The sequence below is a fragment of the Nitrosospira sp. Nsp2 genome (assembly GCF_003050965.1).
Taxonomy (GTDB): Bacteria; Pseudomonadota; Gammaproteobacteria; order Burkholderiales; family Nitrosomonadaceae; genus Nitrosospira.
Genome location: NZ_QAOU01000002.1, coordinates 393,582 through 414,816, shown reverse-complemented (window position 1 = coordinate 414,816; position 21,235 = coordinate 393,582). Strand labels below are relative to the sequence as shown.

The 21,235-nt window shown below is 56.3% G+C and carries 21 protein-coding genes; 8 read left to right on the top strand and 13 right to left on the bottom strand.

The window, feature by feature from the left end; translation table 11 throughout:
- Position 1 precedes the first annotated feature (1 nt).
- From C8R31_RS16015 to tmk, 6 genes are all read right to left on the bottom strand, one after another.
- Complete coding sequence (locus tag C8R31_RS16015; RefSeq protein ID WP_181320462.1) at positions 2 to 178, bottom strand: hypothetical protein; 177 nt, start codon at positions 176 to 178, stop codon at positions 2 to 4.
- Positions 179 to 205: 27 nt separating this feature from the next.
- Positions 206 to 601: a VOC family protein gene (locus C8R31_RS06065; protein WP_107693484.1), complete on the bottom strand. Its 396-nt coding sequence runs from the start codon at positions 599 to 601 to the stop codon at positions 206 to 208.
- Positions 602 to 679: 78 nt separating this feature from the next.
- A complete protein-coding gene (locus tag C8R31_RS06060; protein ID WP_107693153.1) occupies positions 680 to 1,330 on the bottom strand; it encodes an ankyrin repeat domain-containing protein in 651 nt (216 codons plus the stop codon).
- Positions 1,327 to 2,097, bottom strand: coding sequence for a TatD family hydrolase (locus tag C8R31_RS06055; protein ID WP_107693152.1), 771 nt, complete (start codon positions 2,095 to 2,097; stop codon positions 1,327 to 1,329). The genes C8R31_RS06060 and C8R31_RS06055 overlap by 4 nt, the downstream gene beginning before the upstream one ends.
- Positions 2,098 to 2,155: 58 nt before the next feature.
- Positions 2,156 to 3,268, bottom strand: coding sequence for a DNA polymerase III subunit delta' (holB, locus tag C8R31_RS06050; RefSeq protein ID WP_107693151.1), 1,113 nt, complete (start codon positions 3,266 to 3,268; stop codon positions 2,156 to 2,158).
- Positions 3,240 to 3,899: a dTMP kinase gene (gene tmk / locus C8R31_RS06045; protein WP_107693483.1), complete on the bottom strand. Its 660-nt coding sequence runs from the start codon at positions 3,897 to 3,899 to the stop codon at positions 3,240 to 3,242. Before tmk ends, holB begins: the two co-directional genes overlap by 29 nt.
- A 191-nt stretch (positions 3,900 to 4,090) precedes the next feature.
- Here tmk and C8R31_RS06040 point away from each other — a divergent pair, with 191 nt between their 5' ends.
- A complete protein-coding gene (locus tag C8R31_RS06040; protein WP_107693150.1) occupies positions 4,091 to 4,816 on the top strand; it encodes a hypothetical protein in 726 nt (241 codons plus the stop codon).
- A 315-nt stretch (positions 4,817 to 5,131) separates the two neighbouring features.
- On the opposite strand, the gene msrA is transcribed toward C8R31_RS06040, so the two are convergent.
- From msrA to C8R31_RS06025, 3 genes are all read right to left on the bottom strand, one after another.
- The gene (msrA, locus tag C8R31_RS06035) at positions 5,132 to 5,863 is read right to left on the bottom strand and encodes a peptide-methionine (S)-S-oxide reductase MsrA (RefSeq protein ID WP_107693149.1); all 732 of its coding nucleotides are present in this window, start codon (positions 5,861 to 5,863) and stop codon (positions 5,132 to 5,134) included.
- A gap of 11 nt (positions 5,864 to 5,874) precedes the next feature.
- On the bottom strand, positions 5,875 to 6,399 hold the full coding sequence (gene msrB / locus C8R31_RS06030; protein ID WP_107693148.1) for a peptide-methionine (R)-S-oxide reductase MsrB: 525 nt from the start codon (positions 6,397 to 6,399) through the stop codon (positions 5,875 to 5,877).
- A 324-nt stretch (positions 6,400 to 6,723) separates the two neighbouring features.
- Entirely contained in the window at positions 6,724 to 6,915 is a 192-nt protein-coding gene (locus C8R31_RS06025; protein ID WP_107693147.1) for a hypothetical protein, read from the bottom strand.
- A 286-nt stretch (positions 6,916 to 7,201) separates the two neighbouring features.
- On the opposite strand from C8R31_RS06025, the gene C8R31_RS16010 reads away from it, so the two are divergent.
- Positions 7,202 to 7,459: a hypothetical protein gene (locus tag C8R31_RS16010; protein WP_181320460.1), complete on the top strand. Its 258-nt coding sequence runs from the start codon at positions 7,202 to 7,204 to the stop codon at positions 7,457 to 7,459.
- A gap of 101 nt (positions 7,460 to 7,560) precedes the next feature.
- Here C8R31_RS16010 and C8R31_RS06020 read toward each other — a convergent pair whose 3' ends face one another.
- A complete protein-coding gene (locus C8R31_RS06020; protein WP_107693146.1) occupies positions 7,561 to 8,991 on the bottom strand; it encodes a hypothetical protein in 1,431 nt (476 codons plus the stop codon).
- A gap of 470 nt (positions 8,992 to 9,461) precedes the next feature.
- On the opposite strand from C8R31_RS06020, the gene hrpA reads away from it, so the two are divergent.
- Positions 9,462 to 13,367, top strand: coding sequence for an ATP-dependent RNA helicase HrpA (hrpA, locus tag C8R31_RS06015; protein WP_107693145.1), 3,906 nt, complete (start codon positions 9,462 to 9,464; stop codon positions 13,365 to 13,367).
- Positions 13,368 to 13,386: 19 nt separating this feature from the next.
- Here hrpA and C8R31_RS06010 read toward each other — a convergent pair whose 3' ends face one another.
- Together C8R31_RS06010 and C8R31_RS06005 are read right to left on the bottom strand one after the other, a co-directional pair.
- Complete coding sequence (locus C8R31_RS06010; RefSeq protein ID WP_107693482.1) at positions 13,387 to 14,328, bottom strand: D-hexose-6-phosphate mutarotase; 942 nt, start codon at positions 14,326 to 14,328, stop codon at positions 13,387 to 13,389.
- A gap of 124 nt (positions 14,329 to 14,452) precedes the next feature.
- Positions 14,453 to 14,890 carry a DUF3293 domain-containing protein gene (locus C8R31_RS06005; protein WP_107693144.1) on the bottom strand — a complete coding sequence of 146 codons (438 nt, stop codon included), beginning with the start codon at positions 14,888 to 14,890 and terminating at the stop codon, positions 14,453 to 14,455.
- Between the two features lie 350 nt (positions 14,891 to 15,240).
- Between C8R31_RS06005 and csy1 the strand changes: the two genes are divergently transcribed.
- The 4 genes from csy1 to cas6f are packed head-to-tail and all read left to right on the top strand — an operon-like array spanning position 15,241 to position 19,241.
- Complete coding sequence (gene csy1, locus C8R31_RS05995; protein WP_107693142.1) at positions 15,241 to 16,635, top strand: type I-F CRISPR-associated protein Csy1; 1,395 nt, start codon at positions 15,241 to 15,243, stop codon at positions 16,633 to 16,635.
- Positions 16,628 to 17,656: a type I-F CRISPR-associated protein Csy2 gene (gene csy2, locus C8R31_RS05990; protein ID WP_107693141.1), complete on the top strand. Its 1,029-nt coding sequence runs from the start codon at positions 16,628 to 16,630 to the stop codon at positions 17,654 to 17,656. Before csy1 ends, csy2 begins: the two co-directional genes overlap by 8 nt.
- The gene (gene csy3, locus C8R31_RS05985) at positions 17,647 to 18,681 is read left to right on the top strand and encodes a type I-F CRISPR-associated protein Csy3 (protein WP_107693140.1); all 1,035 of its coding nucleotides are present in this window, start codon (positions 17,647 to 17,649) and stop codon (positions 18,679 to 18,681) included. The genes csy2 and csy3 overlap by 10 nt, the downstream gene beginning before the upstream one ends.
- Positions 18,678 to 19,241, top strand: coding sequence for a type I-F CRISPR-associated endoribonuclease Cas6/Csy4 (gene cas6f, locus C8R31_RS05980; protein ID WP_107693139.1), 564 nt, complete (start codon positions 18,678 to 18,680; stop codon positions 19,239 to 19,241). The genes csy3 and cas6f overlap by 4 nt, the downstream gene beginning before the upstream one ends.
- A 276-nt stretch (positions 19,242 to 19,517) precedes the next feature.
- Here cas6f and C8R31_RS05975 read toward each other — a convergent pair whose 3' ends face one another.
- On the bottom strand, positions 19,518 to 19,892 hold the full coding sequence (locus C8R31_RS05975; RefSeq protein ID WP_219907457.1) for a helix-turn-helix domain-containing protein: 375 nt from the start codon (positions 19,890 to 19,892) through the stop codon (positions 19,518 to 19,520).
- A 364-nt stretch (positions 19,893 to 20,256) separates the two neighbouring features.
- Here C8R31_RS05975 and C8R31_RS05970 point away from each other — a divergent pair, with 364 nt between their 5' ends.
- Complete coding sequence (locus tag C8R31_RS05970; protein ID WP_107693138.1) at positions 20,257 to 20,835, top strand: hypothetical protein; 579 nt, start codon at positions 20,257 to 20,259, stop codon at positions 20,833 to 20,835.
- The last annotated feature ends 400 nt before the right edge of the window (positions 20,836 to 21,235 follow it).

Sequence of the window (21,235 nt, the reverse complement as noted above, 5' to 3'; positions counted from 1 at the left end):
TTTAAACGACGGTTTCAGCATGAACTGGCGCCAGTACAAGCTTCTTCGCAATCTCGGCGATGTGCCGGCCTCGGGAACGGGCAATTTCCAAAGCCGTCGCGCTCCTGAGTACCTCCGTAGCGATAGTAGCAGTAGCAGCCACGAAGAAAAGTGCTTCAGTGCTGAATATCAGTTCCATTATTCGTTACGGTATCCGGAACAGGTCTTACGGCTTGTTCACAGGCTCCTTGAAGCTCAACTCGATACCATTTCCCGCCGGGTCTTGCAGGAATAGCTGGGTAATCCCCAGCGCAGGCACCGCACCCGTACGGAACTCGATATCGTTCAGTTTCAAACGCGCCTCCATTTCCGGTCGATCCGTACATGTAAAGGCAACATGGTCGAGAGTGGTTGCCGTGTGCGTGGGACGGAGCTCATCAGGGGCCGTCTCGCTCAGGTGCAGAACGCATTCGCTCCCGGCGTAAAGCCAATACCCGAAGCTTCCGAGCGATGGCCGCGGGCCTTGCACAAGGCCGAGAACGCCGCAATAAAACTCTTTCAGTTTTTCCATCAACTGGCGCGGCGTGCGCAAATTATAGTGATTGAGGCCAATAACGCTCATGCGCATTCCCAATAATTGATCGCCATCCTGAAACAACCTGACGACCCGACAATAACCGCCCCGGATCGTACGCGACTGTTACTGGGCACCGTTGCTTTTCAATAACTCCGCGAGGTCGGTATTTTTTTTACTCAAAGCCCAGTCCAATGCACTTTTGCCCCATTCGTTCCTCAGGTTTGGGTTCGCGCCGTTCTTCAGCAGAACCTTGGTGGCTGCCACATGGTTGCCGCGCGCCGCCATCATGAGGGGGGTGGTTCCATTGTCCGAGGTTGCATTAACCGGCACGCCACCTTCGAGCAGCAACTCAATAATCCTCGCATGGCCGCCGCTGGCTGCGTAAAGCAAAGGGTTCCAGCCCTTGTGATTGATTTCCGCGCCATTGATATACAAGGTTTCCACAATATTCCCGAGACCCCTGTAACTGGCAAGCATAATGGCGGTCTCCCCGTGCCTGTTGCGCAGGTTGAGCTTGGCGCCCGCATTCACCAGCAGGTCAACCAGTTCGGCGTTGTTATTCCGGACGGCGATCATCAGCAGCGTATTGCCGCTTTCGTCCGGGGTGTTGGGATCAGCGCCCTTTGCGAGCAGTTTTGCGATGTCGCTCGTATGATTTTGTTCGGCCGCTCCCCGCAGATCTTCGTAGACCCCGCCCACGGCAACCGGCGGCTGGCTCAGACTGGCAACGAGCGCCAGACCCGCAAGTGAAAACGATTTTCTTGGTGGGTTCATATTTTCGCTGCCTTGAACAAATTAAAGAAATTGGTGCTGGTGGCTTCAGCAACTTCATGCACGGCGATGCCGCGCAGTGTCGCTATTTCTTCCGCGACATACCGGACAAACGCAGGCTGGTTGGTCTTGCCGCGATGTGGCACCGGCGCAAGGTATGGAGAATCGGTCTCGATCAGCGCTTTTCCCAGTTCGATTCGCGTTGCCACGTCCTTCAGCGCCACCGCATTTTTGAAGGTAACGATACCGGAAAACGAAATATAAAAATTCATTTCGATCGCCCGTTGGGCGACGTCCCAGCTTTCTGTAAAGCAATGCATGACCCCGCCGACCTTATCCGCGCCCTCCTCGGCCATGATACGCAGCGTATCCTCGGCAGCTGCGCGCGTATGGACAATAAGCGGCTTGCCGCACTGCCGGGCTGCACGGATGTGCTGGCGGAAACGCTCCCGCTGCCACTCCAGATCGCCTTTGAGGCGAAAGTAATCCAACCCGGTTTCGCCAATCGCGATGACCTTGGGATGATCAGCCAGGGAGGCCAGATGCGCAGCCTGCGGCTCGGTCAGGTTTTCGTAATCCGGATGAACTCCAACAGAGGCAAACAAATTAGGATGGGCTTCGGCCAGCGCGCGCACGCGCGGAAAATCTTCCAGGTTGACGCTTATGCAGAGTGCGTGGCTGACCTGGTTCTCGCGCATTTTCCCCAGAACCTCGTCAAGGTTGCTGGAAAGATCGGGAAAATCAAGATGACAATGAGAGTCGATAAACATGACTGAACCACGCGCAGAAATTAAAGAAACAGGAGAATCCACTCTCAGACGATACGCGTCAGGCGCGACGTGCGGGCGATAGCGCTTTGACGTAGGAAAGAAGCATCTCTTCCAGGAATAACCGGGAATTTAGCGTATGACCTGCCAGCTGATGTGTTTCAGCCAGGCGGCGCGAGTAAGTCGCGAGCGAGCGAGGTTCGATGCTCGACGCCAGTGATTTTACTGTGGCAAGCATATCCAGGTGATATCGGATTTTCCCGGCAGTGCGGAAACTCATTAGATCATAGCACCATTTTTGCAGCCAGTTGACCACCGTGGGCAGGTCGGCTTTCTGCATAACATCCGCCAACGCAATAATGTCCAGATTTTCCGGCGTGCTGATTTGCCTGATGAATGCCTGGTGCTGCTGTAGGTATTTGTCGTCGTTGAACTCAAGTGCCCCCAATGGTGCGAAACCGGCGGAAGCTAGACAGGTTTCGGCATCTCCGACCCGCTGCTGTTTGAGCCACTCAATAGCGGCAGCGGGCGTAGGCGCGGGCATTCCGATTTGACGGCAACGGCTGCGTATCGTGGGCAGCAGATGTTGCGAGTGATGCGTCACGAGAATGAACAGGGTGCGCGCCGGCGGTTCTTCCAGGTTTTTGAGCAGGGCATTTGCCGCGGAAGGGTTCATTGCTTCGGCCGGATGAATTACGATAATTTTGTAACCATTCTGGTGGCTGGATGTGTTGATAAAATCACTTTGATCGCGTATTTGCTCGACACCAATTTGTTTGCTGGGTTTTTTTTTGGATTTCGCCCCGCTGGATTCAGCTCCCGTTTCTTCCATCGCCGAATCGTTTTCATAAACCGCGGCGCCCTTGGGATCCCCGCCGCCGTCCGGGTTGCCCTCTCCCGACTCAAGCCTTTGCGGCTTCTTGGAGATGGCTTCAGGCTCGACCAAGCGGAAATCGGGATGGCTGCCTTGATCAAACCAGCGGCAACTCGGGCAGTTCCCGCATGCATCACCCGTAGCCGAGGGGTGCTCGCACAATCTCGATTTGGCTAAATAAGTGGCAAAAGCAAGCTTGCCCAGCCCCTTACGACCCCGAAGCAGCAGGGCGTGAGCCGGCGGCGAACCAGCTGCGAGCTTGCGCCAGAGCTCAGTTTGCCATGGATAAATCGTAATCATCACAAAGCTTTAATAATACTTCATCAAGTTGTTTATGAACTTCCACGAGGGACAGGTTGGCATCAATGACGCGTATGCGCTGGGGAAATTGCCGTGCCCTTTCCAGATACGCTTCCCGCACGCGGTTAAAAAAAGTATCGGTTTCTTTTTCGAACCGGTCGGCTAATTTGATGGCGCTGGTTCGTTGCCTGCCTACCTCTACCGCGACGTCGAAATAAAAGGTGAGGTCAGGTTGAAACTCTCCCTGTACCCAGTGCTCGAGCTCGGCCAGTTTCGTCGCTGCGAGCCCTCTTCCGCCACCCTGGTATGCAAAGCTGGCATCGGTGAAACGATCGGAAATCACCCAATCGCCCCGCTCGAGCCCAGGCATGATGACTTTATCCAGGTGTTCCCGCCGGGCCGCGAACATGAGCAGCGCCTCGGTTTCGGCGTGCATGGCCTGCCCGGTGTCAAGCAGAAGCTGGCGCAAGGCCTCGCCCAGCCGCGTCCCACCAGGCTCACGGGTTACCACCACGGTTTTACCTTTGTCGCGCAATACCTTTTCGAACCAGTGCAGGTGGGTGCTTTTGCCAGCGCCGTCTATCCCTTCCAGGGTGATGAATTTTCCAGTAATGGTTTTCGAAGCCGTCATTTCCCGATCGGCGGAAACCCGCCCCATATTTGCATCTGCCCAGTTTAGCCTATACTTGCGCCCGGCAATAGCCCGGATGCGATCAGCCGCATGCCGGATGGGACTGTTCAGCAGTTGCCTGCGGGTATACCATTCGGAAAGATTCAGTTAACCGCCACCTCTATATAATAAATAATTCAGGAGGATCATCAATGATTCGGGACGTTGGAAGTTCGTTAGCAGGCAACGCTGCTTTGATTGCTCTGGTATTTGTGACGGGCTTATCCAGCGCGCTCGCGGAACCGGTGGAAAGGGTGGAGCCAGCGGAACCGATGGGACAGGCGACAGCGCCCGCTGCCGATGTGTCTGAGTTGACCTCGCGACCGATCGGCGAGCGGTTGACGGATTACGAGACCATGGAACTGCATCTCCGGCGCTATAGTGCCGCCGCGAACAATATGGCTCAGCTATTCAAGCAACTGAACCAGAAAATCCAGGAGGTTACCCTGGCTGCCAAAACCGTCGAGGCAAAAAATAACTCACACAACAGGCGCCTGCTGGAGGAAAAACTACGGCAGTTGGAAAATATGCGCGCCTCTTTCAGCGTCCAGCATACGCAGTTGCAATCCCAGATGCAAAACGAGTATCGGAGCTACGCTGCGTTGAGCAGCAACCTCAAAGCCAAATACGATAAGCTGGAGGAGTTGCAGACCAAAGTGGATTCCGCCAAAGCAGCCAAGGAAGCCAAAGAGGCGAAGGACGCCAGGGCCAAGCCGACAAAAGCCAAGCCAACCAAGCCGAAGGATCCCGCAAAGGAAGGAAAGGATACGGCCACGGAAATCGAAAGCCGGCGGGACCTTAAGGCGACAGATCCGGGCTCAAGCGCAAAACCGGCCTCAGGTTCCACTGCGGGCCCAACCTTGCATAATGTCCAATAAGCGTCCACTAAGCATTTGCTGATCATCCGCTAAGCATCCGTTAAACATCCGCGAACCTGATTGAACCGGCCGTAGCCCCTACAGACTGAAGGCCCCTCCTCCGTACGGCAAGCCGGATCTCCCGGGAGCGTTGACTCACCCATATGACCGGCATCGAAGATGTTGCCGGGATTGTCTGCTGCCCTGACGCGGCGGCTTGCCGAGACCTGTGACAGGTGCAAAACCAGGGCCGGGCGCGGTCATTGAGGCTGACAGGCTGGGCTCTGGCGCGATTCTGGAGCGGATATTACAGCGGGTCCTGGGGAGGCTCTGGCGCTACTTCTTCGAGAGCCCCCACACTTCCGCCAGGCGCGCGTCGCGGCCGCAATTGCTGCGGTAATATGAATAGCGGATGGGATTTTTTTTGTAATAATCCTGATGGTAATCCTCCGCGGGATAAAACTCGGTGGCGGGGAGAATGTCGGTGACGATGGGCTGGGAAAAGCGCCCGGAAGACTGGAGTTCGGCCTTGGACCCCTCAGCCTGCCGTTTCTGGTCCTCGTTGTAGTAGAAGATTGCGCTACGATATTGCGAACCGCTATCGCAAAACTGCCGATTTGGTGTCAGCGGATCGATAGTCGGCCAGAACGCGGCCAGTAGTTTAATGAAACTGGTTTTTGCAGGATCGAACCGCACCTGCACTGCTTCAATGTGCCCCGTTTTCCCGGCGGAGACCTGTTTATAGGTGGGGTTGGGCACGGTACCGCCAATATACCCCGAGGTGGTCGAAATCACGCCCGGAACCTTGTCAAAATCGGCTTCGGTGCACCAGAAACATCCCCCGGCGAAGATTGCGACATTTGTAGAGGAAGCAGCACCGGACGGGCCAGCGGGGCCAGCAGCAATAGGCTGGCTGCCGTCCCCCGGCTGTTCGCACGCGCTCAGCAAGATGCCTAGTCCTAGTAACAGGCCACCCAGAAGCGCCCTCGGGCGGCCTCCAACAGGCCCTCCAATATCTCGCGCGTCAGGGAGATGCAGGGTTTTCCCGCTTACACAAAATCCAGGCATGTTCGACTCGCTCAACTCCTGAGCGGAGGTAGAGGTTCATTGCGCAATACAAACCGGAGCGCCACGCCATTGTTGCACCACCGTTCGCCTCGTGGAAGCGGCCCGTCATTAAACACATGGCCCTGGTGGCCTCCGCATCGGGCGCAATGATACTCCGTCCGGGGAAGGACCATCTTGTAATCCCGCTTTGTCCCCATATGGCCTTCGATGGGTTGAGTAAAGCTTGGCCAACCTGTGCCGCTTTCATATTTATTGGCGCTATCGAACAGCGGTAAATAACATGCGGCGCAAAGATAAGTGCCGGGGCGGTCCTCGCGATTGAGCGCGCTGCTGCCCGGGGGTTCCGTCTGTTCCTTGAACAATACCTTATAGGCCGCGGGGGACACCAACGCGCGCCATTCTTCAGCTGGCTTGTTCAGCGCCCGGACCGTCGCTTTCGCAGGAATATTTTCCGCTGCCTTGTTTCGCGAGCATGCCGAAAGTAGCGACAGCGCCGCAAGCGCGGGCAGACTTTGCAGTACAGTGCGTCGGTTCATCGAGAACCTCCTCACGTTTGAGGGGATAAGAGCTTCGACTGCATTCACCGCGCATTGGTTTCACGCGTCCGGCTTGTCGCGACCTGTTCCATGTCTTTCTGTCAAGTCGTTAGCGCTGCCCCGGATCCAGGTTGCCACCAGCGAAAGAACGGGAGGAAGCACGCTCCATGCCTACCCAGGACTTTGGCGATTGGCAGGCGCTAACGGAAAAATGGCGTTTTCAGCAATCCGCGGGAAGCGGACTGTCCTCTGCTCTATTAGGACGCTGTAATAACTCCAACCTTACGTACAACGTCAGAAATCCAGGGAACCTTTAGAGCACTTCTAGCTCATGCTGGGGACATAATGGGTTTCTTCAACTGCCGGCATCGTACCAGCATTTTCTTCATCGCGCTGGCCGCGCAATGGATGGGCGCAAACATGAACATTTGCGCGGACGATTAATCTGGTTCCCGCCTTTAGTGCGGTGATGGGGACGCGCTTTAGTGGCCGGTTTTGAGCATTTTTCAAGTTCATGCGCAGCGGAAACCGTTACTGCCTGGTTTATTTTTCGCGATACGGCTGAACTTGCTTGACTTTATTTCTGGCAGTCTTATTATGTCCATGTTGGAAGAGTGATCCCTCCTTTGTAAGTGGAAACTTGAACCCGAAGCGCTCGCGCGTCTTCGGGTTTTTTATCGCCGCTATTCCGCCTCCCCGGCTCCGCTGTCGGACGAAACGCCAGGAGAAAACAGGCGCGTTTCCACGTCTGTGCTCAGCCGATGTACTATCTGGGCTATTTGCCCCATTTGGGCTATTTGCGATGGGCGAGCACGAGGCCGACGATCTCTACCCCGACACCGAGAGTGAAAAGTATCGCCCCGATCCAGATATTTTCCGGCGCGAAAAACATCAGCATGCCGCCAAGTATGAGCAGCGAAATAGAAAGAATCCGTTTAGTGCGGGGGTTCCTGATCATGGCCTGCAGCAGCTTTTAGGGAACAAGACAATATTCACTATAGTCTTCGCCGGGGAAAAAACCAGGGAAGTGAATGAACTGATCACGCCGCGGATGAAGTAGAGTTGCCGCCTGTTTGAATTTCCTGTCCGGATTTCCTGGGCAGACGGCAGCGTTTTCGGTAAGGGTTGGATAAGGATTGGATAAGAGTTGCAGTCTTTGCTTTATGGGGTTCGAGCGTACGACTTGGAAGCCGGGGAATCGGCCAGGGCGAGAAGTTGCTCGATAGCCGGGTCACCAATGGAGGCCGGGACAACATTGCGCGCCACTGACGTCTTGAGCGCCTCCCGCAAGCGCGCCGGTTTCTCCGCCAGCAAACGGGCTAGATTGGTTGGAAGCTCTTGACGGAAGAGGCCGTAAGCCATGGCCGGCTCCAAAGCGTACTGGAACGTCCATTGCGCATCCAGGCGCAGGTAATTAAGCTGGTCGAACGGGATATCCGTCTTGCCACTGAGAAAGCGCAAGTCCTCATCGGTCAATAACTGGACCGCCTCGCCTTCTATGAGAGGCTGCAACTCGGCGAGATGACGCTCGTATTCGGAGGGATCATTCCGTGACCTAACCTCAAGATCAAGGGTGTACAGGTGGGGCGCATTGAACACAATGGCGGAAACAGCCAGCTCGTCCCCGGTCTCTGCGGCATTCCCAACTCCCGAGGCGCTTGCGAAGACGCGAATGATCAGATCAGGCTGGGCCTTTTTAAGGCGAAACTGCGCGTTACTATAGGTAATCTCGTAAAACCCATCCACATCCGTGACAGTTGACCCGAGTAGCGTTTCTTCCCGCAAGTTCCGGTCAAAAGCGAGCACGGTCACGCCAGCAGCCCGCGTGTTATCCCATCCATGGACGATCCCGCGCACGATGCCCAGGCCTTCAGCAGTGATGTCGAGGTATTCCTGAATCGCGGCCGAACGTTTTTCCACTTCTGCGACGACGCTACCCTGCTGGTCGAATACGCGCACGATCAGATTTGGGCCTTTTCTTCCATCGGGCTGCCAGGCATAGTCGATGAGATAGTTGGCGTTAGCCTGGAGCGTAGCGGTAGTGCCGCAGGGAACCAGCCTGGGTGTCGGCAAACCTGCTGCGACGGAATCAAAGGCGCGAACGGTGAAGCCGCGAGTGCTTAGCGGAACGCCATCCGTGTGAAAAACCTGGCCGCTGACGGTACAAAAATGTGTCTGGGCAACATCGGCGGTAAGCGTCACGGTCGCGATGGCTTCGATCTGATTCCTGAGGTCGTCAGCCTGGCGCTGCTCAAGTTTTTCGATCGTGAACCCCCGTTCCCAGAAGATATCCGCGAACTGATTGTGCCGATGCGGAAGGGGCACCACAAGCCCAAGTCCTAGGAGCGCGCGAAGATCGCCATCGGTAACGCGAACACGGATAGTACTTTCCGAGGTAAGGTAAGTGAACCCGCTCTCTCTCGACAGCATTTCCTGTAGCGCCGCCACATCGTCCGGGCTCAGTCTTTCAAGCAATATTCCATGCGCTAGAATGTGCTGCCGGAGATTTTTAATGCCCTTGATGATGTTCGGCAGTCGCGTTGCAAGGGCGAGTTTCCCGTCCGGGTTGATGAATTGAATGGTGGCTCTCATCTTGCGCTTCCCTTGTTACTGTTCGGATAAATCATGAGTTTCTTGAGGTGTTACCCATCCGATACAATACAGCATAGTGGGCTGAGCGAGCATTTTTCCGCGCAAAAATCCGCCTGTTTTCATTTCCCTCTCATCCAGTTGAAGAACTCGGGAGTCGCGGCGAGTCCAGCAGAACCGGCACCCTTGACTCCCTTAACCATGTGCCAATGGAATTCCTTGTGTCGTTTCGCTCTTGAAAGACAGGCGCCCCGAGTCCCCCGGGTGCCCCGAGTGGCAAGGGCGCGGGAAAACATCGTCTCGCCCGTGTTCCATAAAGATAGCTGATGAGCATGGGATGTCAAGCGTGAAGGTGTATTGCGTCGGTGCGAACCTCCGTTTTCCGGTGAAGGTTCCCCAGCACTTTTATGCCCATATTATTGCGGGCCATTCTTCTCGATTAGAATATGTGCCCCTTTTGTTACAGCTGGACGATGAAAGAACCTTCTAACGCTAATTACGCCTGGCGTCTCGCCAACCTGCCCAAGCCGGTCTACCCCGAAGAGTTGCCCGTAGTCGGACGGCGCGAGGAAATCGCGCGCGCGGTTCGGGAAAACCAGGTGGTGATCGTATGCGGAGAGACCGGTTCCGGCAAGACAACACAATTGCCGAAAATCTGCCTCGAACTCGGGCGCGGCGTAGCGGGCATGATCGGCCACACGCAGCCGCGACGTATTGCGGCGCGCACGGTAGCGGCGCGGATTGCGTCCGAGCTCAATAGCCCGCTGGGACATGCCGTCGGCTACAAGATCCGGTTCTCCGACAACGTAAGCGAGGGAACGTACATCAAGCTGATGACCGACGGCATTCTGCTGGCGGAAACCCAGGGCGATCCGTCGCTGGCGGCATACGACACCATCATCATCGATGAGGCGCACGAGCGTAGTCTCAATATTGATTTTCTGCTGGGTTACCTCAAGCAACTGCTGCCAAACCGCCCGGAGCTGAAGCTTATCGTTACCTCCGCCACGATCAATGCGCAGCGCTTTTCTGCGCATTTCAACGATGCGCCCGTGGTCGAGGTATCAGGACGCATGTATCCGGTGGAAGTGCGTTACCGCCCTCCCTTTTCCCCCCTTTCATCTGCGGCGGCGCGCCGGGAGGAGGAAGGAGGCCGTAACAAGGGGGGCGCGCAGGATCAGGATCAGAATGAACGGGATGAAGGCGATATCGAACAGGCGATTCTTGACGCGGTCGATGAGACCGTCCGCTGCGGTCCCGGCGATGTGCTTATGTTCCTTCCCGGTGAGCGGGAAATACGCGAGACGGCCGAGGCGCTGCGCAAGCATGCTTTCGGCGCGTCGGGAACAGGAACAGGCGGCCACGGCGGTGCGGAGATTCTGCCGTTGTTCGCGCGGCTTTCCCATGCCGAGCAGGAACGCGTGTTCAGGCCGGGCGGGAGCAGCCTGAGACGCATCGTGCTCGCCACCAATGTGGCAGAGACATCGCTGACGGTCCCTGGAATCCGCTATGTGATTGATACGGGGGTGGCGCGCCTCAACCGCTACAGCTACCGTAACAAAGTCGAACAGTTGCAGGTCGAAAAAATTTCGCGCGCGTCCGCCAACCAGCGCGCTGGCCGCTGCGGCCGGGTAATGAGCGGCGTCTGTATCCGTCTTTACGCAGAGGCGGATTACCTGGCCCGCCCGGAGTTTACCGATCCGGAAATTTTGCGCTCATCGCTCGCCGCGGTGATCCTGCGGATGAAGTCGCTCAAGATCGGGGCCGTGGAGAATTTTCCGTTTCTCGACCCGCCCCTGCCGCGCATGGTCGCGGACGGCTACCAGTTGCTGGCCGAACTGGGTGCCGTGGATGAGGCCAACGCGCTGACCAGTATCGGCTGGCGGATGGCGAAGTTTCCCATCGATCCGAAGATCGCCCGCATGATATTGGCTGCCAGGGAGGAGAACTGCCTGAGCGAGGTGCTGATCATCGCCGCTGCCTTGAGCGTGCAAGACGCGCGCGACCGGCCGTTCGAGCGGCAGGAAGCGGCAGACCGGGCTCATCAGCGCTTTCAGGACGAGCGTTCGGATTTTATTGGTTACCTGAAACTGTGGGAATTCTTCGACGAATTGTTGAAGCATAGGAAATCCAAGCGCAAGCTGATCGCCCATTGCCAGGAAAATTTCCTCTCGCACCGGAGAATGCGCGAATGGCGCGAGGTTCACGGGCAACTGCATACGCTGGTGGCCGAATTCGGGCTGCGTCCAAATGAGATCCCGGCCACCTACGACGAGATCCATCGCGCGCTTCTGGCAGGGCTGCTAGGCAATATCGGCTTCAAGACGGAGGAGGACGGGGAGTATCTGGGGGCGCGCGGAATCAAGTTTTCCATTTTTCCCGGTTCAGTGCTCAAAAAGACGAAGCCCAAATGGGTCGTGGCGGGGGAACTGACCGAAACCGCCAAGCTCTACGGACGCGTGGTGGCAAAAATCGATCCGCTCTGGGTCGAGAAGATCGCCGGGAAGCTGTGCAAAAAGCATTACTTCGACCCGCACTGGGAGAAGAGTTCCGCCCAAGTGTCGGCGTTTGAGCGGGTAACGCTGTATGGCCTGACCGTGATGCCGAAACGGCGGGTTTATTACGGTAACGTCAACCCTGGGGAAGCGCGCGAAATTTTTATCCGCGCCGCGCTGGTCGCGGGCGAATATGTAACCCAGGCGCCTTTTTTCCATCATAACCGCGAGCTCATTGCCGACGTCGCGGCTCTGGAACACAAGACCCGTCGGCCTGATGTGCTGGTAGGCGAAGAGCGCATTTTCGAGTTTTATGATGCCCTCATCCCGCAGGGGATGTGCAACGGCGCGGCATTTGAAAAATGGCGCCGGCAGGCCGAACGGGAGAACCCCCGCCTGCTCTACCTCACCCGGGACTACCTGATGCGCCATGGCGCGGAGAACGTGACGGAAGCGCGTTTTCCCGACAACGTGGCGGCGGATGGTATCAGCCTGCCCCTGGCTTATCGCTTCGAGCCCGGCCATGTGATGGATGGGGTCACGCTCACGATGCCGTTGCCGCTGCTGAACAAGCTTGATGTCGTGCAATTCGATTATCTCGTGCCGGGTTTGATCCGCGAGAAAATAACGTGGTATCTCAAGGCGCTTCCCAAACAGATACGGCGCCACGTGGTGCCGATACCCGATTTTGTGACCCGGTTTCTCGAAAATCTTGAGTCGGGCAACATGGATTCTTTCTCAAAGCCCATCCCGCTTGTTCAAGCGCTGGCCGAGTTTATCCGTGCCGAAACAGACACTGCCATCGGTGCGGAGAGCTGGCGCAACGAAGAGCCACCCCCGCACCTCCTGATGAATTACCGCGTGATCGACGATGCGGGGCAGGAGTTGGCGATGAGCCGTGACCTTGCGCAACTGCGGGCGCAGCTTGGGCAGGCCGCACAATTGACATTTTCGCGCTCGGATTCAGGCGAGCGCATGCCGATCGAGCGCGACGACGTGAAGCGGTGGGATTTTGGCGATTTGCCGGAAGAGATTGCTTTTACCCGGGGAGGCAAGAGACTTACCGGATTTCCGGCGCTGGTCGAAACGGAGGGAAAAGTCGCGATCCAGTTGTTCGATATGCGTGAAGCGGCGCAAGCAAGCATGCGCGGCGGGGTAAGGCAGTTGCTGCGCTTTGAGCTCAGGGAGCAGATGAAGCAGCTGGAAAAAAACCTGTCGGGGCAAAACCGATATCTGGGGCAGTCTGTTTTACAACTGCACACGCTCATCACGCCGGACAGGCTTATCGAGGACATTGTCAGTGCCATCTCAGACCGCGCGTTCATCGGCGAGGACACGCCGCCTCGCACCGAGAAGGACTTTGTCGCCCAGCGCCAGCGAGCAAGGGCGCGCCTGCCAGCCGTAACCGAAGGAATTGCGCGGCTGGTGCAAGCCATCGGGAATGAATGCCAGTCTTTGCTCGTCAAGCTTGCGGGAGGTGGAGCCCCCGGCAGTAAACCGAAAGGAGAACCCAATGTGCGACTGAGCGCCCAGCTTCGCGCGCAACTGGAAGCGCTGATTTATCCCGGATTTCTAAGCGCCACCCCGTGGGAGAAGTTGCAACACCTGCCGCGTTACCTCAAAGCGATGAGCCTGCGGCTGGAGAAGTATCCAGGCAACCCGGAGCGCGACGGGCGCCACGGCGCCGCGGTTTCCGGGTTATGGAACCAGTATGAACAGCGCCGGGAGAAGCATCGCAAGGCCGGGACCAGCGATCCCCATCTTGACGAATTTCGCTGGCAGATCGAGGAATTACGCGTTTCCCTGTTTGCCCAGGAGCTGAAAACGCCCTACCCCGTCTCCGTCAAGCGCCTGCAAAAGTTGTGGGAAGATGTCAGCCCATGATCGGATACATAATCTCCGCTTATTGCAGGGACTTGATCTCTTTCAACACTTCCGCCATGTCGCGTTCTATACGATAGTTGGCCACCAGCCGGGATTCGCCCGCAGCGGGTACCTCTACCGCATCCACGTCGGCGTTGGCGGTTTCAACGCAAACAAAGCGTTTGTAGTCGTCATCCTCCAGATCGCCCATTTCCGCGGAGATTTTCACCCACGGGTTCCACACCACCGCGGTTTTGCTGCCTCGCGCGGTAATGCGAATACGCCGGTTAAGGACAGCATCCTCGATGACCTGCTCGCGCTGTACGTTGCGATAGATGCGGTCGACTTCCCGATCGATCGTTATCGCGCCCGCCTGGGCTTTTACGATCCCGTTGTCGGTTTTATCGACGTACTCGGCCCCTTGCATGCCGAATATCGCTATCTGGCTTATATCGCCGACCTTGAAATAAGTGTGCAACGCCTGTGTAATGGTAACCGCCTGTGCCGTTCTGTTACGCGTGACCAGTTCCAGGTTCAGCGACTCCCCGACGGTTATTTCCAACGAGAGGTCGAATAAATGCGGCCATATTGCGCTTGTCTCAGGGGATTCGGTCAGACCCAGCGTAACCTGGCAGTCGCCATCCGGATTTATCCCGGTTTTCGTGACATTCCAGAAACGGGTGCGGACAAACCCATGTGCTGGCCGGCCGCGCCGTTCAGGGTCCGGCCCAAACCACGGCCAGCAGATCGGCGCACCTCCCTTAATTCCTTTTCCCGACTGATAATAGGCCGCCTCGCTGAGAAACATCAGGTTATGCGGCTCATTCGCCGGGTGATAGGACAAAATTTGGCCTCCATATACCGAGATCACGGCACTGGCCCTTTCATTATCAACCCTGATAAAGGGAAACCCACCCGCGCCTGCGATAAATTTGATGTGCTCAGCAATGCCAAAATCGCTGTTTAACTGTTCAATGTTCATATTTTTCTGTCCGAGTTCTTTCCTGATCCTGATACCTAAATCGCCTGTAAATCGCCTGTAAATCATCATAGCATGCCATATTGCCCGCGGAAAAGCTCGGGGCCAAGGCAGGCAGCTGGTTCGTTCAGCGGAGCAGAATCAGTCTGGGTATGGCGTCAGTGCCCGCCCATACGACTGCATTCTGGTCAAACTCCCGGCCCAGCATTTTCGATGCATCGAGTTCGAGCCCGAGCACGAGGAAACTCTTCTCCTCAGTCCATATTCCACGCGGGTCGCACCCCATTCCAGCAATAACCCGGTCTTCGCCGCCGGGCACTTGCCGTAGCCGGTCTAAAAGGCACGCGCTGGCCGCCAGATTTGCATCAGAGCCTTGAGGCTCTCCCCAAGGGTTGAAAGCGGTGACAAACGCAGCGCATTGGTGACCTGAAGAGGCAAAAAGCCGCGATAGCGGTTCAGAATACCGGTCAATGCGCAAGACGAAGGGCTTGCCACTGCTTTCCACCCGGTAGTTGGCGGAACGATAGGCAGCGATGACCTGGTCAGAAATTGGGGATTGCGGCAAGTTATACCTCAGGCATTGCTCAGACATTGGATATGCGGCCAACGCAAGCGTATCCCGCAACCGGCTTGCCTGCGCACAAAATCAATGCCAAGTTCATGAAAAATAACCAGAGTCGTGAGAGCCTGTATCTTGGTCCAATTTTCAAAGCTGCCGCAATCCGTAAGATAGCACTCAGGGCTCATCCCGGGTCCCGCTCAGCGCGGTTCGCGCCCGAATGCACCAGCCTTGCAGAAAACCCCGTGTTTCATTGCGAATAATAGAGGCGTATTCCGTCTTCTATTCTGCATGCCGTCGTTCATTTCACCCGGATAGCATTGCGCGGACGGTCCAGCGATTGACACAGGAGAACCATGATACAGCCGGTTAAAGACTCGGTGCTTGCAAAGAGTAGCGTCGTTCCGACAGACGCGCGCAGCGCACGTTTCGAAGCTGCCATTCGTGGGTTCCTGCACAAACGCCTTCAATTAAAACTGGACGTTCTTCAGAAACAACGGGCCAAACTCAAGGATAGTCAGGCGGATAAAGTACGCGAGATCGAGCACAAGCGCAAAAAAGAGATAGCACGACATCAGTTGGAAGAATGGATCGCCGATGCTGCCCGGCGGGCATCGCGAATCGAGCAGGCGACACACATACTGAAGTTGACGCACCCCCAGGCGAAAGGCTCGAATTTGCTGGCCATGGGTAACAAGGCCATCGGCGAAACCTATGTCGGCACCCACACTATTGGAAGGGATGACCTCAGGCTCGATGTGATCGGTGACGCGGCGGCGCTTGATGTCGCCGCATTTTTGCGCCTGCGCGTCGATGGCAAGTCGCTTCTGGATTATGCGAACAGCCAAGACCCGGCTTTAGCCGCTGCGTTTTGTGAAGACAGGCGACAGGCGGAAAAGTGGATGGAGGCCTTTGGCCGATTGGCACAACCGAGAGGCCCACTTGCATCCCATAAGTTCGCCAAACAGGTTTATTGGCCGGTCACGGAAGGCAGCAAAGCGAAATACCACCTTTTAGCACCGCTATTTTCCACTTCGATTGCCCATTATGTGTGGAAAATAATAGAAGAGGATCGTTTCTCGGTTGACGCGCAAAATGCTCGCGCCGCGCGAAGAGCGGGAGCGGCCTATCCTCACGGTTATCGGACTTACCCTGACCTTGCGATACAACGGGTGGGCGGTGCGAATCCGCAGAATGCCGGTCAGCTCAATCTGGAGCGTAATGGCAAAAACTATCTTCTCCCGTCTTTACCGCCAACGTGGCGTTCCGAGCGCGCGCACCCTCCCTTGCATGTGAATAGCATATTCGACCATTTGTTTGGCAATCGAAACCGGGTGCGCCGGGCGTTAAGGGCAATACATCAGCTTGGAGATGGAGGCGTCGCTGCTGACAGCGGCCCGGCCGGACACATAAGAATTGGAGTCGCGCGGGAGTTGCGCGATGAACTGTTGCAATTTGCGGCGGAATTGCACGAGTTGAAGGCGGGCTGGACCCTGGACCCCGACTGTCGGCTGAATTCCGAGGAGCAGTGCTGGCTGGACCCGCGGCGGGCGGCGCAAGACGAAAGCTTTGCCGCCTTGTGCCGTGCCAACGGGTGGCAGGACGCCATATGCGCCCGATACGCGAATTGGCTGAATGCTCGTCTTGGTAAACCCGCCGCACTTCGAAATCAGACAGAAGCCGCGCATTGGGCTTCTTTCCTTGATAAGGAATTGCATATGACTCGCATCGAACTGAGCTGCCATGACTAACCTTGTGAAGAAGGCCGCTGCCCTCGTGCTTTTGCCGAATCTTTGCGTGCAGAATGCGAATGCCATTTCCGGCCCGCTCAGCTGGGGCTTCCCGTCTCCCACCGCCTTTACCGGCTTCGTTCATGGGTTGCAGCGGAAAGCGATGGAGCGGGGGTTGTCCCCCTCTTTCCAAAACGGATTTGGGGGGGTTGGGATCGTTTGTCACGATTTTCAGCCTCAAGTGTCCTGGTCGTCCGGGGACCGTGCGCATGTGTTTCACCTTACGCGCAACCCGGGGGAAAAAGACGGTCGCGCACCCGCCATGGTGGAGGAAGGTCGTGCCCACATGGAGGTCAGTCTGGTTATCGCGGTGAAGGACGCGCTCTCATCCAGCGAGGGGGAGAGATTCGCCGAGGATATTTTTGGCATGGCGCAGGGCATGCGCATTGCCGGGGGTAGCCTGTTGCCGCCGCGGATCGCCGAGCGGCCGGCCGTGCAGCGATGGTGGCCGCTTGGAGAAGGCCCGGAAGGACAGCTCGAAGTGATGCGTGACCTGCGCCGCAAACTGATCCCCGGCTTCGCCCTGGTGCAACGCAACGATTTGCTGATCGACCATCTGACTGAAATGAGAGCCCGGCAGAACGGGAGCGGAGCGGTGCCCAATATGCTCGACGCGTTACTTGATTTCTCGCGCCTGAATATTGAACCCGGCCTGCCCCGCTCCGATTCCCCCGATGAGGTGCGGTGGGACGTACACAGAAAACCTGGATGGCTGGTTCCCCTGCCTATTGGCTACAGCGTTTTGTCCTCTCTTTATTCTGGCGGGGAAGTGCAAAACACCCGGGACCGAACCACACCATTCGGCTTCGCGGAAAGCCTTTATTCGCTGGGCGAATGGATCAGCCCGAATCGAGTGGAGAATCTGGATCAACTGCTCTGGTACACCGAATCCCAACCAGAAAATGGAATTTATTGCTGCATTAATCGTTATTCCAGCTATCTCGACACGCAGATGGACAAAGGGGCGAATAAATGGCGCTGAAAACCGCCTCCGTACTGGCTTTCGAACGCAAACTGGACCCTTCCGACGCGCTATTTTCCTCCGGACAGTGGAGCGACCGGGACCACGGCGAGTCATGGCCCGCTGTGATAGTCCGAGAAAAATCCGTTCGCGGCACCATTTCCCATCGATTTTCCGCAAAGGATCAGGACCCGGCAAAGCTGGATGACTCGATTCAATCTCCCAACCTCCAGGCGGTGGATGTCGCCACCCTGCCCAATGTGCACGATACGTTGCGAGTGCGCTTCACACTGCGCGTTCTTGATGGAGCGGGCGTTCCAGCCGCCTGCAACAGTGTTGATTATCAGGCGAGGCTCAACGCTATCGTCGAGCATTATGCGAGCAAAGTGGGTTTTGCCGCACTCGCCCGACGCTATGCGCATAACCTTGCAAATGGGCGTTTCCTATGGCGCAACCGGGTGGGAGCTGAACAGGTGGAGGTACGTGCCCGGTACTTGATCCAAGACGACAAGGCGAGCCCGTGCTGGACATTTAACAGCCATCATTTCTCCCTGAGAAATTTTGATGAGCCTGCGCCGGCGGCACCCGCGCTGCAAGAACTGGCACATGTGATCGAGCAGGGGCTTTCCGGCAGCGCTGTACTGCTCGAGGTGATTGCCTACGCCCGTGTTGGTGACGGCCAGGAAGTTTATCCGTCGCAGGAGTTAATCCTCGATCGCGGGAATAAGAAGGGCCGGAAAAGTAAAACGCTTTATTCCCTGGGATCGGTGGCTGCTCTCCACAGCCAGAAAATCGGCAACGCGCTGCGTACTATCGATACCTGGTATCCCGACGATGGCGCCTCTCCGATGGGTCCCATCGCTATCGAGCCTTACGGCTCGGTTACCACTCAGGGGAAGGCATATCGGCAACCGCGAATGAAAGCCGATTTCTACACCTTGTTGAGCGAGTGGGTGCTGAACGGGCGGCCGCCTAGCGAGGAAAACCAGCATTTTGTAATGGCGATGCTTATCCGGGGCGGCGTGTTTGGCGAAAAGGATTCATGAATACCTATTTTGATATACGGCTGTTGCCTGACCCGGATTTTTCATCAACCATATTGATGAATTCAATCTTCAACAGAGTACATCAGGCGCTCGCAGCGCATGGCGCTGAAAATATCGGGATCAGTTTTCCGGACTGGGAACAGAATGGGGTTACGCTTGGGGCGCGGTTGCGCCTGCACGGCAAAGGTGGCGATCTGGAAAAAATAATACAGCCGGGCTGGGTGGCCGGGTTGCAGGATCACGCGACGTTCGGTGAGATCGCGCAGGTGCCAACTCATGCCGGGCACCGCGTGGTGCGTCGGGTTCAAGCAAAAAGCAGTCCTGAACGTGAGCGCCGGAGATTGATGCTTCGAAAAAATATCAGCGCCGAGGCCGCACGACAGATTATTCCCGACAGCGCCGCAAAACGGCTAAGCTTGCCTTATCTTGTCCTGACCAGCCGGAGTACAGGGCAAAAGTTTCGGCTCTTCGTTGAACATCTGCCGCTGCAGGAACACGCTGTGGAGGGGCGATTTGGCACTTATGGACTTAGCCCGACAGCGACCGTGCCCTGGTTCTAGTACAACGACAGGGAGAGGAATCGGCATCGCTTCGGTGTCGGCAGATGTGCGATCAAGCAGCCAGCAATCGCTGGCAAACCGATGGGTGCATGGCGTGAATCACTGCCGGAGAGGCAGTTCAGAAATTAAGGAAATTGATGACAAGCTGGACACTCGTTCACTGCCGGAAAGGCAGCCCAGTCAATCATTTCGAGAAATCAGCACTTTTGAACCGAAAAGTACGCATTGACTCCATCTTATTCCCATCTGATATATTATTAGATGGTAATCAACGAGTTAGATAACATTGTTCGGGCTCTGTATCAAGCAGTCGCTCACGTTGCTCTCCGGGTCATGCTTGGCGCCCCAGCGTAACAACTCCAGAATTGCCGGCGACAGATCCAACCCCTTGTCGGTCAGGGTATAAATGATCCTGCGTGCGTTGCCCGGATCGCGCTGCCGCAAAACGATTTTGCACTCTTCCAGTTTCTTCAACCGGTCCGAAAGTATATTGGATGCGATCTTCTCCGGCGACTCCAGGAAATCCTGGAAGTATTGCTTTCGCATGAACAGGATGTCCCGGATGACAAGCAGCGTCCACTTGTCGCCCAATATATCGAGCGCGCAGCTAACGGGGCAGGAGGAGCGCTTGGTCTGGTCTGGTTTAGCCACTTTACCCCGGCGTATTATTTTGGTTGCAACGTGCAATTAATAGATTATACTTGCATTATGCAACGATAAACGAGGAGAGTAAACTCTTCGCCCTCACCTGTTGCTCAAGGTTATTTTCACACAGCGTTGTTTTCACACAGAGCATTTTCGCTGCAGCTTCCATGGAGGAAACGCGAAGCGGTCAGTGGTGTAGAAAATTCATCCCACATTTCTCTTTACCCGTGTCTTTATTGAGGAGACGTTATGGCACTGCTGGTGTTAAAGTTCGCAGTTCGTTCCATCACCAGCGACTCCTCATGGAGCATAGTTAAAGCATGAGTTCGAGGCACGGCGTTAAGGAAAATCAATCGAGAGGAGTAAACGAATGGTAATCAAGCAAGCGATACAGGCCGGCGCATTGGCTCTTGTCCTTGTCTCGGCGCTTTACAGTGGCGGAGTGGCGGCACACGGCAAAGTATCCATGGAGGAAGACACGTGCGTGCGCCGTCTTGGGGACAACAGCCTGGTGCATTTAAGCGCCTATCAGCCTCAATTCGAGCCTGCTGATCAGTACTGTACGGAAATACCCAAGGAAGGCAATACTTACCTGGTTGTGGACCTCGTCGACCCGGCATTACGCGACATACCCATCGGGGTGCGGGTGGTCAGGGGTACCAACGAAACAGAAGACGAGACCGTCACATATTTGCGCCCGAGCCATCATCCGGACGGCGTGATCAAAGGCGAGACCAGCCTGGATAAGGGTCTTTACACGGTTTTCATCACGGGTGATTCCGTGCCGCCTGTGCGTTACGAGTACTCGTTGCGGGTGGAAATGATTAATTACGCGAAAATGTTCCGATCCGCAATCGGTCCGCTCATCGCATTGATGCTGCTGAGTCTGCTGGCGTACAAAATCACGCAGTCGAAGCGGGTTCGGCAGTGGCGGGCCTCGAGGGACTGATAATTGCGCGGCATCGTGCGGGTTACGGCTGTAATCTAGAACCCCTTTGACAGCCCTCTGCTGAGTAGGGGGCCGTCAAAGCCGGATACAAAATCGCATCATTCTGCGGAAGGTGTTGGGCCCGCCGCGTGCTTCCGGAGGCCCGGAATTGCCGCACGTTGGATCTTGAGATACACGAATCGGGATGTGCGGCGCCTCCCGGTCTTCCTGCCTGCTTCATGCTTCCTTCGCTGCCTTCATTTGTCCATTGCGCGCCATGCCAACCGGTCGGTCCTGAAACTTCCGCCATTTCCATTTCAATAGTAGTAGAAATACTTTTCCATACTTCTTCAGTTGCTGTATCACTCATGGCTTCCATCCGATTCGTCAGCAGGAGGACATCGCCAGGCTGGCATAATAA

Coding starts and splice junctions, on each gene's coding strand:
- C8R31_RS16015 (WP_181320462.1), bottom strand. CDS start 178: ATGGAACTGATATTCAGCACTGAAGCACTTTTCTTCGTGGCTGCTACT.
- C8R31_RS06065 (WP_107693484.1), bottom strand. CDS start 601: ATGAGCGTTATTGGCCTCAATCACTATAATTTGCGCACGCCGCGCCAG.
- C8R31_RS06060 (WP_107693153.1), bottom strand. CDS start 1,330: ATGAACCCACCAAGAAAATCGTTTTCACTTGCGGGTCTGGCGCTCGTT.
- C8R31_RS06055 (WP_107693152.1), bottom strand. CDS start 2,097: ATGTTTATCGACTCTCATTGTCATCTTGATTTTCCCGATCTTTCCAGC.
- holB (WP_107693151.1), bottom strand. CDS start 3,268: ATGATTACGATTTATCCATGGCAAACTGAGCTCTGGCGCAAGCTCGCA.
- tmk (WP_107693483.1), bottom strand. CDS start 3,899: ATGACGGCTTCGAAAACCATTACTGGAAAATTCATCACCCTGGAAGGG.
- C8R31_RS06040 (WP_107693150.1), top strand. CDS start 4,091: ATGATTCGGGACGTTGGAAGTTCGTTAGCAGGCAACGCTGCTTTGATT.
- msrA (WP_107693149.1), bottom strand. CDS start 5,863: ATGCCTGGATTTTGTGTAAGCGGGAAAACCCTGCATCTCCCTGACGCG.
- msrB (WP_107693148.1), bottom strand. CDS start 6,399: ATGAACCGACGCACTGTACTGCAAAGTCTGCCCGCGCTTGCGGCGCTG.
- C8R31_RS06025 (WP_107693147.1), bottom strand. CDS start 6,915: ATGAACTTGAAAAATGCTCAAAACCGGCCACTAAAGCGCGTCCCCATC.
- C8R31_RS16010 (WP_181320460.1), top strand. CDS start 7,202: ATGGGCGAGCACGAGGCCGACGATCTCTACCCCGACACCGAGAGTGAA.
- C8R31_RS06020 (WP_107693146.1), bottom strand. CDS start 8,991: ATGAGAGCCACCATTCAATTCATCAACCCGGACGGGAAACTCGCCCTT.
- hrpA (WP_107693145.1), top strand. CDS start 9,462: ATGAAAGAACCTTCTAACGCTAATTACGCCTGGCGTCTCGCCAACCTG.
- C8R31_RS06010 (WP_107693482.1), bottom strand. CDS start 14,328: ATGAACATTGAACAGTTAAACAGCGATTTTGGCATTGCTGAGCACATC.
- csy1 (WP_107693142.1), top strand. CDS start 15,241: ATGATACAGCCGGTTAAAGACTCGGTGCTTGCAAAGAGTAGCGTCGTT.
- csy2 (WP_107693141.1), top strand. CDS start 16,628: ATGACTAACCTTGTGAAGAAGGCCGCTGCCCTCGTGCTTTTGCCGAAT.
- csy3 (WP_107693140.1), top strand. CDS start 17,647: ATGGCGCTGAAAACCGCCTCCGTACTGGCTTTCGAACGCAAACTGGAC.
- cas6f (WP_107693139.1), top strand. CDS start 18,678: ATGAATACCTATTTTGATATACGGCTGTTGCCTGACCCGGATTTTTCA.
- C8R31_RS05970 (WP_107693138.1), top strand. CDS start 20,257: ATGGTAATCAAGCAAGCGATACAGGCCGGCGCATTGGCTCTTGTCCTT.